A 14828-nucleotide genomic window follows, 5' to 3' on the forward strand; every position below is an offset into this window, starting at 1 on the left:
CCCCCGCGCGGCAGCGCGGGCGCGACCCGCCCACCTTAGAGCCAGCAAGCATGGGGCAAAAGCGGCGCGGACACGGGCGCGGTGACCCCGGGAGCGGCACTGTGACGACTCGATGACAGGGTTAACGGCGCGCCGTCGCCTCTGGCGAGGGGACAGCCGGCAGCCGCAGGGTTGCGGCAAGACCCGGCGCATTGTCCGAGAAGCTCAAGATACCGCCATGCAACCGCGCCACCGCCGCCACCAGGGAGAGGCCCAACCCGGACCCCGGGCGGGTGCGGCTGGCTTCGAGCCGAACGAAGCGCTCCACCACCCGCTCGCGGTCAGCGGCGGGAATGCCGGGCCCGCAATCAGCCACGCGCAGCTCCGCGCCCGTGCCGTCCCGCGCCAGCGATACCGAGATCCGCCCACGGGTGCCTTCCGGCGGACGGCCATACTTGATGGCGTTGTCCAGCAGATTGGACAGCGCCTGGGCCATCAGTTCGCGCACGCCATGGACGCGCACCGGCTCCACCGAAACGATCAGGTCGAGCCCCTGTTCATCGGCCAGCGGCTCATACAGCTCGCAGACATCGGTGGTGAGATCGGCCAGATCGACCTCGCTCATGCTGGCGCCGGCCTGCCCGGCCTCCGCGCGGGCGATCATCAGCAAGGCATCGAAGGTGCGGATGAGGCCGTCGCTTTCCTCGATGGTGGTTTCGAGCGCGGCCCGCCATTGCTCCTCGGTGTGCGCCGTGCGCAACGCCTCCTCGGCCCGGTTGCGCAGGCGCGTGAGCGGGGTCTTCAGATCATGGGCGATATTGTCCGAGACCTCCTTCAAGCCCTGCATCAGGGTCTCGATGCGCTCCAGCATGGCATTGAGGGAGTGAGCCAGCCGATCGAACTCGTCTCCGGTGCCCGCCACCGCCAACCGGCCCGAGAGATCGCCAGCCATGATGGTCTCGCTGGTGGCGGTCATGGCATCGATGCGCTTCAGCACACGGCGGGTCACGAAGATGCCGCCGGCGAGCCCCAGCACCACGATCAGCAACACTGCCCCCTGAGCCGGCCGGGCGACCAGATCGCGCAGGGTGTCGCGCTCCTCGATGTCGCGCCCCACCAAGAGGCGATAGCCGCCCGGCAGAATGAACACCTGCACGAAGGCCACATGGCTGCGGCTGGCGCCGGCGTCATCCGGGCGATTGTAGGTGGCGAAGCGGGTGCCGGGCTTGTTCAGCAGCCCGAGGGACAGGTCCGCCACATTGGCGGCCAGCACCTCGCCCTGGAAATTGGTGAGCATGTAGATGGAGGAGCCGGGCCGGCGCGAGCGCCGGTCGATCACATAGACGAGCCGCTGGATGCCCCCGCTCTGATACTGCTCCGAGAGGAACCGCACCTCCCGTTCGAGATCATCGGCGACCTGGTTCTGAATCAGCTCTCGTGTGTGCCAGGCCGTATATGCGATGACCGAGACGGCGAAGACGGCAAAGACCACCAGATAGGCGGCCAGCAGCTTGAAGGCCGTGGTGCGCACCAGCCGCGAAAGATAGGCCAGCGCCTTCACGCCCGCCTCCGCCCGTGTGCGCGAAGTCGCAGCGCACCCATCACCGGAGCCCCGCGCGCACCATATAGCCCGCGCCACGCACGGTGTGGATGAGCGGCACCTCGAAGCCCTTGTCCACCTTGGAGCGCAGGCGCGACACATGGACGTCGATCACGTTGGTCTGCGGATCGAAGTGATAGTCCCACACATTTTCCAGCAGCATGGTGCGGGTCACCACCTGGCCGGCATGGCGCATGAGATATTCCAGCAGCCGGAACTCGCGGGGCTGGAGCGGAATCTCCTTGCCGCCCCGCGTCACGCGGTGGGCGAGGCGGTCCAGCTCGAGATCCGCCACCTTGTAGAGGGTGTCCGTGCCCTGCGGCCCGCCGCGCCGCGCCAGAGCTTCCACGCGGGCCAACAGCTCCGTGAAGGCGTAAGGCTTCGGCAGATAGTCGTCGCCCCCGGCCCGCAGGCCCTGCACCCGGTCATCCACCTGGCCAAGGGCGGAGAGGATGAGCACTGGCGTATTGTCACCACGCCCGCGCAACTCCGCCACCAGCGAGAGGCCATCGCGCAGTGGCAACATGCGGTCCACCAGCAGCACGTCGTATTTGCCGTCGAGCGCAAGCGCGAGCCCCGCCTCGCCGTCGGCGGCATGGTCCACCACGTGGCCGGCCTCGCGAAAGGCCTTGCGGAGATATTCGGCGGCGTCGCGGTCGTCCTCGACAAGGAGGAGGCGCATGGCGGTGAGGGTGTCCGGGTTGAGATTCGCGTTCATCTCACTCTAGCTCAGCTGTTCCGCAGGTCCATGCTGCAGATCCGTGGCCGCGCGGCGGAAGCGCCAGGGACAGAAAGCCGTGGACAGAAGAAAGGCGCGGGAAGCCTCTGGAGCTTCCCGCGCCTGCAGGCCAAGGCGACGTTGGGGGGCGACGGGGTCGTCGGCCTCGGCTCTGGAAAGGACCGATCGGCGAGACTGGGGGCAAGGGGCGGGGCGCCTCGCCGATCGGTAGGCCGGACCGCAGGGGCGGCGATCCGGTCGAGGGGCGCGACACGGGCCGCAGCCCGCGTCGTCATGTTCAGGAGACTTCAGCAGGGCTCAGCCCGATTTCAGCCCTTGGCCTTGGAGTCGAGGGTGATGGCCACGAAGCGGACACCCTGCTCGCTCTTCACCTGGATCAGCACCGCCTTGCGGTTCTCAGCCTTGGCGGCGGCGAGGCCATCACGGACATCCTTCGGGGTGGTGACGCTCTTGTCGCCCACCTTGAGGATCACGTCGCCGGTGCGGAAGCCACGGGCGGCGGCCGGACCGTTCGGGTCCACGCCGGTGACGACCACGCCCTCACCGCCGGCACCGTCGACGCTCTTGGCCGGGGCCAGCTGGAGACCGAGCCGCGGCAGGTCCTTGCCCATGCCACCGGCATCGTCCTCACCCTGATCGGCACGCGCCACCTTGTCGTTGGGCAGCTGATCCAGCTTCACGCTCACGGTCATGGGCTTGGCATCGCGGATGATGGCGAGCTGCACCTCGGTGCCGGGCTTGAGCATACCCACCTTGCGGGTGAGGTCACGCGCATCCTTGATGGCCTCGTTGTTGAGCTTGACCACCACGTCGCCAGCCTTCAGGCCCGCCTTGGCACCGGGGGTGTTCGGCTGAACCTGGGCCACCAGGGCGCCCTCGGCCTCCTTGATGCCCAGACCGGACGCGAGTTCCTCGGTCACCGGCTGGATCTGGACGCCGATATAGCCACGGGCCACCGAGCCATTCTCGCGCAGCTGGTTCACCACCGTCTTCACCGTCTCCGACGGGATGGCGAAGGCGATGCCGACGTTGCCGCCAGAGGGCGACACGATGGCGGTGTTCATGCCGATCACCTCGCCATTCAGCGAGAAGGTCGGGCCGCCCGAGTTGCCCCGGTTGATGGGCGCGTCGATCTGAATGAAGTCGTCATAGGGACCCGAGCCGATGTCGCGACCCCGGGCCGAGACGATGCCCGCGGTCACGGTGCCGCCGAGACCGAACGGGTTGCCCACGGCGATGACCCAGTCACCCACCCGCGGCGCGCTGTCGGCCAGCTTGACCCAGGGCAGATCCTTTCCGTCGGTGATCTTCAGCAGCGCCACGTCGGTGCGCGGATCGGTGCCGATGACCTTGGCCACATGCTCCTTGCCGTCGGTGGTGGTCACATCCACCTCGTCGGCGCCGTCCACCACGTGGTTGTTAGTCACCACATAACCGTCGGCGGAGATGATGAAGCCGGAGCCCTGGCCCACCACCGGGCGCTCGCCGCGGGGACCGCCCCGCTGGCCGCGCGGACCCATGGGACCCATCGGACCCTGGCCATCACCGAAGCCGAAGCGCCGCATGAACTGCTCGATCTGGGGCGGAATGTTGCCGCCCATGCCCGGGCCCTCGCCCATGGCCACCGCCTCGCCGGCGTCCTTCTTCACCTTCACCGAGACCACGGCGGGGGAGACCTTCTCGACGATGTCCGCGAACGAGAAGGTGCCGGCCGGCTGGCTGGTGGTGATCTGCGCGAACGCCGGCGTTGCCGCCCCCGGGATGAGCTCGCCGGCCACCACGCCGGCGATGGCGAGGCCGAACACACCGGCGAGCAGAGCCTGGCGGCGACGCTTCGTCACGGAGGGGGTGTTGCTGGAGCGGGTCATGCGTTCGTATCTCTCTCTTGCCAACGGGTTGCCGCTGGGCGGCGCTCAGCCGTTCAGCAGGTTCGAGAGGCAAGCTAACGGGCGCTCCCTTACAGTTCCCTGGCTATGGGATTACCTTTCCGTAATGTGGATCACGGCGCCGTGATGCCGCCCGTACCGTTCAGCCGAGCGCGGTGGACGCATTCTCGTTGAATCCCGCCATCTCGTCTTCCACCCGGCCCGGGGCGAGATCATCGGGGGCGTCGTCATCCTTGGTCGTCACCGTGTCGGCACCGGCTGCCGCCTCCGCTTCCTGCTGGCGCTGCCAGAGGCCCGCATAGAGCCCGCCGAGAGCGAGCAGCGCCGCATGGCTGCCCCGCTCCGCCACCCGACCGGCGTCCATCACCAGGATCTCGTCGGCGCCGATGACCGTCGACAGCCGATGGGCGATGACCAGGGTGGTCCGCCCCTCGGAGACACGGTCGAGCGCGTCCTGAATGTCCTTCTCCGTGCGGCTGTCCAGGGCCGAGGTGGCCTCGTCCAGCACCAGGATCGGTGGGGCCTTCAGCAAGGTGCGGGCGATGGCGACGCGCTGCTTCTCGCCACCGGAGAGCTTCAATCCGCGCTCCCCCACTTCGGTCTTGTAGCCCTTAGGGGTGGCCTGGATGAAATCGTCGATCCGCGCCATCCGCGCTGCGGCCCGAACCTCGTCCTCAGAGGCATCCTGGCGGCCGTAGCGGATGTTGTAGGCGATGGTGTCGTTGAACAGCACCGTGTCCTGCGGAACCATGCCGATGGCCCGGCGCAGCGACGCCTGGCTGACATCCCGGATGTCCTGGCCATCGATGACGATGCGCCCGGAGGAGACATCGTAGAAGCGGAACAGCAGTCGCGACAGGGTGGACTTGCCGGCGCCCGAGGCGCCGACGATGGCCACCGTGCGCCCGGCCGGCACCTCGAACGACACCCCCTTGAGGATCTCGCGGCCCGGCTCGTAGGCGAACCGAACGTCCTCGAACCGCACGGTGCCCCCGGACACCACCAGATCCGGCGCGCCGGGCCTGTCGACGATCTCCGGCGCGCGGGCGAGCACCGCGAACATGGTCTCGATGTCGAGCAGCGCCTGCTTGATCTCGCGATAGATGAAACCAAGGAAATTCAGCGGCACATAAAGCTGGATCATCATGGCATTGATCATGACGAACGAGCCCACGGTCTGCCGGCCAGCCCGAATGTCGAGCACACACAGCACCATGACCGCCGTGAGCCCCAGCGAATAGATGATGGCCTGGCCGGCGTTGAGCCAGGCCAGGGAGGTGAAAGTCTGCACCGTCGCCTGCTCATAGCGGGCCATGGACCGGTCGTAGCGGGCGTTCTCCCAGGCCTCGGCGCTGAAATACTTGACCGTCTCATAGTTCAGAAGGCTGTCCACCGCCTTGGTGTTGGCCTCCGTGTCGCTGTCGTTCATCTCCTTGCGGATGTTGAGACGCCACTCGCTGGCGCGATAGGTGAACACCGCATAGGCCGCCACCGTCACCACCAGCACCGCCACATAGCGCCAGTCGAAGGCAAACAGCAGCACCGCCAGCACCATCGCCAATTCGACGATGGTGGGCGCCAGCTGCAGTACCAGCATCCGCACGATGGTTTCGATGCCGTTGCGAGCGCGCTCGAGCACCCGTGTCAGCCCACCGGTCTTACGCTCCAGATGGAAGCGCAGCGACAATTCATGCATGTGACGGAAGGTGCGGATGGCGAGCTTGCGCACCGCGTGCAGGGCCACCTTGGCGAAGATGCCGTCGCGCACCTGGGTCACGGCGGCCATGACGATGCGCGCGATGCCATAGGCCAGCGTCAGCGCCACCGGCGCACCGAGGATATAGGCCCAGCCGGTGGGGGTCGGTGTACCGTTGACTTCCGCCGTCAGGGCATCAGTCGCCCATTTGAACACAAAGGGGACCACCATGGTGGCGCCCTTCGAGCCGAACAGCAGCAGCAGCGTGACCACCACCCGCAGCCTGAGGTCGGCCCGATCCTGCGGCCAGAGATAGGGCCACAGCGCTTCCAGCGTCCCCAGGAAGCGATCCCGCGGTCCGGCGGCGGAGGGGTCTTTGGCGGCCTTGGCAAAGAAAGAAAAGAACATTGAACCCTAGCTTTCCTGCGATCGCTCGCCGGCGCCGGACGGAAGCAGGGCCGCGAACAGATCGTCGATTTCCACACGCAGCGCGCGCAAGGCCTCCGCATCGAGGCAGTAGCTCGTGCGGGCGCCGTCCGCCCGGCTGCGCAGAAAGCCCGCGTCGGTGAGCACCTTGAGGTGCTGGGAGACGGTGGATTGCGCCAAAGGCAGCCCGTCCACCAGGGCGCCGCAGACGCAGCACTTCTCATGGGCAAGACGGCGCAGCACCGCCAGCCGCGCCGGATGCGCCAGCGCCCGCAGGCGCTCGGCCAGCGGCTCCAGGTCGGGCAGGTCGGCGGATGCGGGAGAGAAGACGGGAGGCTCGGCCATCGTTCATCGGCGATAAACGATAAAATGGAGGATTTCAAGGCGCCCCGCCCGCGTTCACCGCGGCGTTGCAACGGATGCGCACACTCCCGGATGCGGCCGAAACAGTGCTAGAGTGGATGCATGGCTAAGATTGAAAGTGTTTGCGTCTATTGCGGTTCGTCCTTCGGCACCAATCCCGTCTTCGCGGAGACCGCGCGCCAGTTCGGCCGTCTGCTCGCCGCCGAAGGCGTTCGCCTGGTCTATGGGGGTGGCGGTGTCGGCCTCATGGGTGAGGTGGCGGGTGCGGTGTCGCTGGCCGGCGGCGCCGTCACCGGCATCATCCCCACCTTTCTGGTGCGTGCGGAACGCAGGTTCCGCCACAAGGCCGAGATCATCGAGGTACAGGACATGCATCAGCGCAAGCAGCTGATGTTCGAGCGCGCCGATGCCTTCGTGGCCCTGCCGGGCGGCGTCGGCACCCTGGAGGAACTGGTGGAGCAATTGACTTGGGCGCAGCTCGGCCGACACCGCAAGCCGATCCTGCTGGCCAATATCGACGGCTTCTGGAATCCGTTCCTGGACCTCATGGCCCACATGGACACCACCGGCTTCCTGCCGCCCCGCGCGCCCATGACCCTGCTCAACGTCGATCGGGTGGAAGAGATCCTACCGGCGTTGCGGGCGGCAGCGGCGGCGGTGCCTGAGCCGGAGCTGCACGACACCGACTCGCAGGTGGCCCGGCAGATGTGACCGGCGCTTCAGGCGCCGGTGTATTCCGCATAAGACATGGGCGTCTCAAACACCCGCACGCTGGCGAGAAGGGGAACCTGCGCCTTCAGGCGGGTCCAGATCCAGACGGCGATGTGCTCGGCCGTGGGGTTGTCCAGCCCCTCGATGTCGTTGAGACAATGGTGGTCCAGGCGGGCGAGCAGCGGCGCGAAGGCGGCTTCGATGTCGAAGAAATCGGCGACGAAGCCGCTGTCGTCATCCACCGGGCCTTCCAGCGTCAGTTCGATGCGATAGGAATGCCCATGCATGCGACGGCAGCGGTGGGTTTCCGGCACGCGAGGCAGGAAATGCGCGGCCTCGAAGGTGAAGGCCTGGGTGATCCGCATTTGGCGGGGGGATGCGCTCATGGGATGCCGATCATCTTATGGGTTTGCAGGGACAGCCGCCAATGGGGATGGTCCAGGCAATAGGCCACCGCCGCCTGCGTGTGCCGCTGCCGGTCCGGCCCATCCATGGGCTGCAGGAAGAAATGGTCGAAGTCGAGCCCGGCGACGACATCCGGCATCAGGTCCGGCTGCGGAAACACCAGCTTCAGCTCGTGGCCACGCCGCTGCACCAGCTCCACGCCGGCCTTCGGGCTCATGCAGATCCAGTCGATGCCGTCCGGCGCCGCCACCGAGCCGTTGGTCTCCACCGCGATCTCGAAGCCGGCGGCATGGGTCGCGGCGATCAGGGCGGCGTCCAGCTGCAGCAGTGGCTCGCCCCCGGTGAAAACCACAAAGCGGCGGCCGGCCCGTTCGCCCCAGGTGGCGGACAAGGCCGCCACCAGAGCCGTTGCCGAGCCGAACCGCCCGCCGCCCTCGCCATCCATGCCGACGAAATCCGTGTCGCAGAAGCGACAGGCCGCCGCCGCGCGATCTTCCTCGCGCCCCGACCACAGATTACAGCCGGAGAAACGGCAGAACACGGCCGCACGGCCGGCCTGGGCGCCCTCGCCCTGGAGGGTCAGGAAGATCTCTTTGACAGCATAGGCCATGGGCCCTGCGTTTAAACCGAAGCGCCGCGCGGGAAAAGCCATGGCGACCGATGGGCTGGCTTGCGTGGGAGGCGATGCGCCTTATACCTCTTGCCTGCAGCACTGCAGCGCGCCCGACATTGCCGTGGCGTGTGTACGGGGCTTTTTCCAGCACGAGAGAGCATTGCCCATGTCGACGAGGACTTCGACGATTGATCTGGACGCCAGCTTTGATCCGCGTGAGCTGCGCAACGCGCTGGGCCGCTTCGCCACCGGCATCGCCGTGGTGATGGCCGGCGACGACGAGGGGCTGATGGGGGTGACGGTGAATTCCTTCTCCGCCGTCTCGCTCGATCCGCCGCTGATCCTGTTCTGCATGGCCCGCACCCTGAATTCCCTGGCCCGGCTGGAGCAGGTGAAGGCCTATTCGGTGAACATCCTGCTGGAGAGCCAGCAGGAGCTTTCCAACCGCTTCGCCCGGGCGGGAGAGGACAAATTCGCCGGCACCGACTGGCATCCGGGCCGAAGCGGCGCGCCCCGGCTCACCGCCGCCCATGCCACCTTCGAGTGCGTGCCCTACGCGCATTACGACGGGGGCGACCACATCATCTTCGTGGGCCGCGTGGTGCACATGCATGCCGAGGGCGACGACGCTCCCCTGCTGTACTACCGCGGCCGCTATCGCCTGCTGGCGGAACCGGAGGCCTGAGCCGCCTCAGGTCCGGGCCCGGCGGCGAGATGTGATTTCGCGATGTCATTTAGAGTGGGATAATCACCCCGGGTGCTGTTGACGTAACGCAACGCCCCGCTATGCCGGGCCCATTAGGGTGGGTCATCGTGCAAGGAAAGCCCCATGCTGCAGAATATCAAGAGCGTGCTCATCGGCATGACCGAGGAAGGCGATGAGGTCTCGGCCGCGGCGCTGAGCTATGGCCTTTCCCTGGCCCAGCAGGCGGGCGCCCATGCCACCATCCAGGCGGCCTCGCTCAAGGTGGTGGTGGGCAACACCTTCGTCAGCAGCGTCGCCAGCAGCCTGGTGGCCGATCACAACCGGCGCCTGAACGCGCTTGCCAGCAGCCTGGCGGAACGGGCCCGGGGAGATGCCCAGGCCCAGGGCGTTTCCTGTTCCGTCGAAACGCTGCAGCTCTCCTATGGCCAGCTCGTGGATACCTTCGTGGCGCAGGCGCGGGTGCATGACATCGCCGTGCTCAACGCCCAGCGCGCCAGCGTGGATGCCGACCGCGGCCTGATCGAGGCCCTGCTGTTCGACAGCGGCCGCCCGCTGATCGTCGTGCCGCCCGCCTGGGACAGCTTCAAGCACCGGCGGGTGCTCATTGCCTGGGATGCCAGCGCCCGGGCGGCCCGCGCCGTCAACGACGCCATGCCCATCCTGCGGTCGGCGGAAGCGGTGGAAGTGGTGGCCATCGCCACCGAGAAGCAGCTCGCCAAGACCGTGCCCGGCGCCGAGATTGCGCCGCATCTCGCCCGCCACGGCGTGCATGTGAACGTCAAGGACCTGGTGGTCCAGGAAGGCGGCATCGAAGCCACTTTGCGCGAGCAGGCCAGCCTGTTCGGTGCGGATCTGCTGGTGATGGGCGCCTTCAACCATTCGCTCATGCAGGAATGGGTGCTGGGTGGCGTCACGCAATCGCTGTTGAAGGACAGTTCCATTCCGCTGCTCATGTCGTACTGAGCATGGCTCCGGCCCCGCCAGGAGCCTCGGTTGAGGCCCCTGCCCCGGCGTGGCACGCCCTGGCCCCAGTGGCGGCGGCGGCACGGCTCGGCTGCGATCTCGACGGACTGGCGCACGAGGAGGTCACGCGTCGCCGCGACCGGTGGGGGCCCAACCGCCTGCCGGAAGCGCCCCGTCGCAGCCTCTGGCGGCTGCTGCTGGGCCAGCTGCAAAGTCCACTCATCTATCTGCTGCTGGTGGCCGCGGGCATCTCCATCGCCCTTGGCCATGCTGAGGACTCGCTCTTCATCTTCGTGGTTCTGGCGCTCAACACCGGCGTCGGCGCCCTACAGGAAGCCCGCGCTGAAGCCGACACGGCGGCGCTGAAGCACGCCATCACCACCCACAGCCGCGTGGCCCGGGATGGCACCGTGGTGCTGCGCGACAGTGCCGAGCTGGTGCCCGGCGACCTGGTTCTGCTGGAGGCCGGCGACCGGGTGCCCGCGGACCTGCGGCTGGTGCGCGCCAGCGATCTCGAAACCAGCGAGGCCGCCCTCACCGGCGAGTCGCTCCCGGTGGAGAAGAGCGCCGCGATCGTGCTGCCGGACGAGGCGCCCCTGGCCGAGCGCGCCAACATGGTGTTCGCCGGCACCAATGTGCTGCGGGGCCAGGCCCAGGGGCTGGTGGTGGCGAGCGGGCGTGACACCGCGCTCGGGCACATCGCCCAGGCCCTGGACACGCCGGCGACGCCGCCGCCCCTCAGCCGCCGCCTGGAACGCTTCTCGCGCATGCTGGGCGCCGCCACCCTGGTGCTGATGGGAGTGATCATCGTCGGCCGCCTGATGGCGGGCGCAGGGATGGTGGAAACCTTCCTGATGGCGGCCGCGCTGGCCGTCGCCGTCATTCCCGAGGGATTGCCGGTGGCGGTCACCATCGCCCTGTCGGTGGCCACGCGCCGCATGGCGCGCCGCCATGTGATCGTGCGGCACCTGCCGGCGGTGGAGGGGCTCGGCGCCTGCACCGTGATCGCAACCGACAAGACCGGCACCCTCACCCTCAATCGCATGTCCGCAACACGGCTGGTATTGCCCTCGGGCATGGTGCTGCAGGTTCCGGAAGACGAACACGATCCCCCGTTCCGCTCCGACAATGAGCACGGCGACGCCGGCACGCAGGCGCAGATCGACGCCTTGGCGGTATCCGTGAGCCTGTGCAACGACGCCACCCTGCATCCGGTCAGCGGGCGCCAGGGCGCCAGCGGTGACACCGTCGACATTGCCCTGCTGGTGCTGGCCCAGCAGGCGGGCCTCTTGATCGAGGCGACGCGATCGGCGCAGCCCCGGCTGGCCCACCTGCCCTTCAGCGCCGAACGACGCCTCGCGGCAAGCCTGAATGCCGATGGGGCTGGCGCCGTGCTGCATGTGAAGGGCGCCGCGGAGACCGTGCTGCCCCTGTGCGGAGCGGCGGGGGAGGTGCTCCTGGCGCGGGCGGAAGCCATGGCGCGGGAGGGACAACGGGTGCTGGCCATCGCCCGACGGCGGCTCGATGTGGCGCCGGGCGAAACCGATAATTTCGACGGCTGGCTGCAGCACCTGCAGCCGCTGGGCCTGGTAGGCTTCATCGATCCGCTCCGGCCGGAGGCCAAAGACGCGGTGGCGGCCTGTCACCGCGCCGGCATCGCGGTCAAGATGATCACTGGCGACCATGCCGCCACCGCCCTGGCCATCGCCCGCGATCTCGGCATCGCCCATGACGAAGCCGATGTGATGACCGGACGCGAACTCGCCGCCCTCCAGACCGGCTCAGAGGCGGCCATGCGGCGCATCGAGCGCACCCGCGTGTTCGCGCGGGTCGAGCCGACCCAGAAGCTGGAGATCGTCGATGCCCTGCAGGCCGCGGGGCACGTGGTCGCCATGACCGGCGATGGGGTCAATGATGCCCCCGCCCTGCGCCGCGCCGATCTGGGCATCGCCATGGGCCTCGGCGGCACGGACGTGGCCCGCGACAGCGCCGCCCTGGTCATCGCCGACGACAATCTGGCCTCCGTGGTCGCCGGTGTCGAGGAAGGGCGCGCCGCTTATGCCAACATCCGCAAGCTCATCTTCCTGCTCGTCTCCATCGGCGCCGCGGAGGTGGTTCTTTTTCTGCTCGCCGTCGCCTTGCAGACCCCGGTGCCCCTCACCACGGTGCAGTTGCTGTGGCTGAACCTGGTGGCCAATGGCGCACAGGACGTGACGCTGGCCCTGGAAAAGCCGGAACCCGGCCTGCTCGATCGCCGGCCCCGCGCCCCGCGTGAGCCGATCTTCGACGCCCTGATGATCCGACGGACGCTATTGTCGTCCCTGTTCATGGGGTGCGTCGCGTTCGCCTTTTTCTGGTGTTGGCTGGCCCAGGGCCTCGCCCCGTTCGAGGCGCGCAACGCGCTCTTGTTCCTCATGGTGCTGTTCGCCAACGTCCAGGCGTTCAATGCCCGCTCGGAAACCCGTTCCGTGTTTCTGCTGCCGCCCGGCGCCAACTGGCCGCTGATGGCGGCCATCTTCGGCGCCCAGGCGGTGCAGGTGCTGGCCAGCTATGTGCCCGGCGTGCGTGACGTGCTGGAAATCGCCCCCATCCCGGCGCGGCAGTGGCTGGAACTGGGCGCGGTGGCGCTTGGCCTGCTGCTGCTGATGGAGACCGACAAAGCCTTCTCGCGACACCGTCTCGGCACACCCCAGCCGATACCCCGGGTGTAGCCCGGGCAGTAGGCGGTCAGCTCACCGCCTGCCACTGGCCTTCGGTGGTGCGGCAGGCGGCGCCGCGCGCGATCTGCGGGCGGTTGTCGATATAGATGGTGTGGGAATAATCGCGGCAACTCTGGAAGCCGGGCCGATGATAGGCCGGCCCGGCGATGACCGTGCCGCGCGTGCCGCCATCGCCCTTCCAGCCCACCGGATAGCCGGGGCCGCCGGTCTCCAGGGCGGAGATCTCCGCGTCATAGGCGCGCTGGCGGTCGGCATCACTGAGGCCGTTGCCGATGGCGCCGCTAATCAGCCCGCCGGATACCGCCCCCCGCATCACCGGCGAGGTCGGCAATGCCATGTTCCCCGGCCCCTTGAGATTGGCTCCGGCATCACTGGCGCACCCCGACACCAGGGCGCCGAGGACCGTGACAAGCAGAACGGCGGGCACCATGCGGACCGGCATCTCAAGCCATCTCTCAACGCGGGCGCCAAAGCGGCGCAGACGAAACAGGAGGTCAATAGCGCTGACCTCCTCCGCCTTTTAGTGGCACTTCGTCGCAAGGGGAAGCTGCGCCGACACCTGCCGGTGCCGCAGGGGCCGCGCAGGGACCCGGAGGGCTCCTCACGCGGCCGCCTCGCCATTGCCCGCCACCATGGGCAGCACCAGCTCGGTCCGCAACCCTCCGCTGGGCGCGGCGCTCAGCTCGAAATGGCCGCCATAGAGCATGGCGAGTTCGTGCACGATGGACAGGCCGAGCCCGGAGCCCGGCTTTGATTCGTCCAGACGGCGGCCACGCCGCCCCACATCCAGCCGCCGCGCCGGATCGAGGCCCGGCCCGTCATCGTCGATGGTGATGCGGAAGAAGGCGCGGCCCCCCGGGCCGGGGGCGCGGCTCACCGCCAGCTCGATCTCCACCCGGCCCGACGCCCATTTGCAGGCGTTGTCCACCAGATTGCCGATCATCTCCTCCAGATCCTGGCGCTCGCCACGGAAACGGGCGCCGTCCAGAACACGCACGTCGATGGCCAACGCGCGACCACGGTGAATCTTCTGCATGGTGCGCGCCAGCGCGGTGAGGATCTCGCCCACGTCGCAGACGCTGGCCACCATCGACACGCGCGCCGCCATGCGCGCGCGCTCCAGGTGATGCGCCACCTGATCGCGCATCACGCCGGCCTGGTCGCGCACCCGCATCGCCAGCGGGTCATCGCGGGTGCCGGCCTCGTTGAGCAGAACCGAGAGGGGGGTTTTCAAAGCGTGCGCCAGATTGCCCACATGGGTGCGAGCCCGCTCCACCACCTCCTGATTGGCGGCGATCAGCGCGTTGACCTCGCGCACCAGCGGCACGATCTCCTCGGGATAGCGCCCCTCCAGCCGCACCGCCTTGCCCGACCTCACATCGGCGAGGGCCTGGGAAACGCGGGACAGGGGCCGCAGGCCGAACCGCACCTGGAACAGCACCACCAGCAGGAAGGCCAGAGCCAGCACGATCAACGTGCCGATCAGCGCGACGTTGAAGCTGGAGATGTCATGATCGAGCTCGGCCGCGGTGGCCCCCACCGACACCACGAAGGTGCCGTCGGAGCCGAAGTCCGCCGTCCGCTCGACCACACGGATGCGCTCGCCGTCGGGCCCCACGGCAAAGCCCTGGCGCATGCCGCCCGGCGTGGCACCCGCATGCTCGCCCCCGAGCACCGGCAGTCGATCGGCACCCAGCGAGCGCGAGGCATGCCGGTCCATGGTCCCGTCCCGCTGGCGCACGATCTGCCAGTACCAACCCGACCGGGGGAAGGAGAACAACGGCTCGGCCATGGCCTGCGGCTCGAGCGCCGCATCGTTGGTGGCGTTGGCCACCTCGGCCACCAGGGTCTTCACATAGACATCGAGCCGCCGGTCGAACGAGCGCTCCGCCGCCTGCGCATAGAGCGAGGACAGGGCGAGCCCCACCACGGCCAGCACCACAAGGGTGATGGCCATGGCCGACAGGAACAGGCGAAAAGCCAGGGACCCCGGATCGGCCGTGCGCTTCATGGCCGCGCCG

The 14828-nt window shown here is 68.3% G+C and carries 13 protein-coding genes; 4 read left to right on the plus strand and 9 right to left on the minus strand.

From position 1 onward, the window contains the following. Positions 1 to 121: 121 nt before the first annotated feature. The 5 genes from MEU52_RS06140 to MEU52_RS06160 form a co-directional block, all read right to left on the minus strand. On the minus strand, positions 122 to 1531 hold the full coding sequence (locus MEU52_RS06140; RefSeq protein ID WP_273546140.1) for an ATP-binding protein: 1410 nt from the start codon (positions 1529 to 1531) through the stop codon (positions 122 to 124). A 49-nt stretch (positions 1532 to 1580) separates the two neighbouring features. After that, positions 1581 to 2297 (minus strand): response regulator transcription factor, encoded by a 717-nt coding sequence (locus MEU52_RS06145; RefSeq protein WP_273546106.1) that lies wholly within the window; start codon positions 2295 to 2297, stop codon positions 1581 to 1583. 329 nt (positions 2298 to 2626) lie between these two features. Next, positions 2627 to 4186, minus strand: a complete 1560-nt coding sequence (locus tag MEU52_RS06150) for a Do family serine endopeptidase (protein ID WP_238120826.1) — start codon at positions 4184 to 4186, stop codon at positions 2627 to 2629. 160 nt (positions 4187 to 4346) lie between these two features. Then, complete coding sequence (locus tag MEU52_RS06155; RefSeq protein WP_238120825.1) at positions 4347 to 6308, minus strand: ABCB family ABC transporter ATP-binding protein/permease; 1962 nt, start codon at positions 6306 to 6308, stop codon at positions 4347 to 4349. A 6-nt stretch (positions 6309 to 6314) separates the two neighbouring features. Continuing rightward, positions 6315 to 6671 (minus strand): ArsR/SmtB family transcription factor, encoded by a 357-nt coding sequence (locus MEU52_RS06160; protein WP_238120824.1) that lies wholly within the window; start codon positions 6669 to 6671, stop codon positions 6315 to 6317. A gap of 120 nt (positions 6672 to 6791) precedes the next feature. On the opposite strand from MEU52_RS06160, the gene MEU52_RS06165 reads away from it, so the two are divergent. Next, the gene (locus tag MEU52_RS06165) at positions 6792 to 7400 is read left to right on the plus strand and encodes a TIGR00730 family Rossman fold protein (RefSeq protein WP_238120823.1); all 609 of its coding nucleotides are present in this window, start codon (positions 6792 to 6794) and stop codon (positions 7398 to 7400) included. Positions 7401 to 7408: 8 nt separating this feature from the next. Here the strand turns inward: MEU52_RS06165 and queD are convergent, their stop codons facing one another. Beyond that, a complete protein-coding gene (queD, locus tag MEU52_RS06170; protein ID WP_238120913.1) occupies positions 7409 to 7765 on the minus strand; it encodes a 6-carboxytetrahydropterin synthase QueD in 357 nt (118 codons plus the stop codon). 17 nt (positions 7766 to 7782) lie between these two features. After that, on the minus strand, positions 7783 to 8415 hold the full coding sequence (gene queE, locus MEU52_RS06175) for a 7-carboxy-7-deazaguanine synthase (protein ID WP_238120822.1): 633 nt from the start codon (positions 8413 to 8415) through the stop codon (positions 7783 to 7785). Between the two features lie 169 nt (positions 8416 to 8584). Here queE and MEU52_RS06180 point away from each other — a divergent pair, with 169 nt between their 5' ends. From MEU52_RS06180 to MEU52_RS06190, 3 genes are all read left to right on the plus strand, one after another. After that, positions 8585 to 9103: a flavin reductase family protein gene (locus MEU52_RS06180; RefSeq protein ID WP_238120821.1), complete on the plus strand. Its 519-nt coding sequence runs from the start codon at positions 8585 to 8587 to the stop codon at positions 9101 to 9103. 144 nt (positions 9104 to 9247) lie between these two features. Beyond that, positions 9248 to 10087, plus strand: coding sequence for a universal stress protein (locus MEU52_RS06185; RefSeq protein ID WP_238120820.1), 840 nt, complete (start codon positions 9248 to 9250; stop codon positions 10085 to 10087). Positions 10088 to 10089: 2 nt separating this feature from the next. Next, positions 10090 to 12798 carry a cation-translocating P-type ATPase gene (locus tag MEU52_RS06190; RefSeq protein WP_238120819.1) on the plus strand — a complete coding sequence of 903 codons (2709 nt, stop codon included), beginning with the start codon at positions 10090 to 10092 and terminating at the stop codon, positions 12796 to 12798. A gap of 16 nt (positions 12799 to 12814) precedes the next feature. On the opposite strand, the gene MEU52_RS06195 is transcribed toward MEU52_RS06190, so the two are convergent. Both MEU52_RS06195 and MEU52_RS06200 read right to left on the minus strand, forming a co-directional pair. Then, the gene (locus tag MEU52_RS06195) at positions 12815 to 13249 is read right to left on the minus strand and encodes a hypothetical protein (protein ID WP_238120818.1); all 435 of its coding nucleotides are present in this window, start codon (positions 13247 to 13249) and stop codon (positions 12815 to 12817) included. Between the two features lie 159 nt (positions 13250 to 13408). Further along, a complete protein-coding gene (locus MEU52_RS06200) occupies positions 13409 to 14818 on the minus strand; it encodes a sensor histidine kinase (RefSeq protein ID WP_238120817.1) in 1410 nt (469 codons plus the stop codon). Positions 14819 to 14828: the final 10 nt, after the last annotated feature.

This window comes from Xanthobacter sp. NM-25 (assembly GCF_022138605.1).
Lineage (GTDB): Bacteria > Pseudomonadota > Alphaproteobacteria > Rhizobiales > Xanthobacteraceae > Xanthobacter.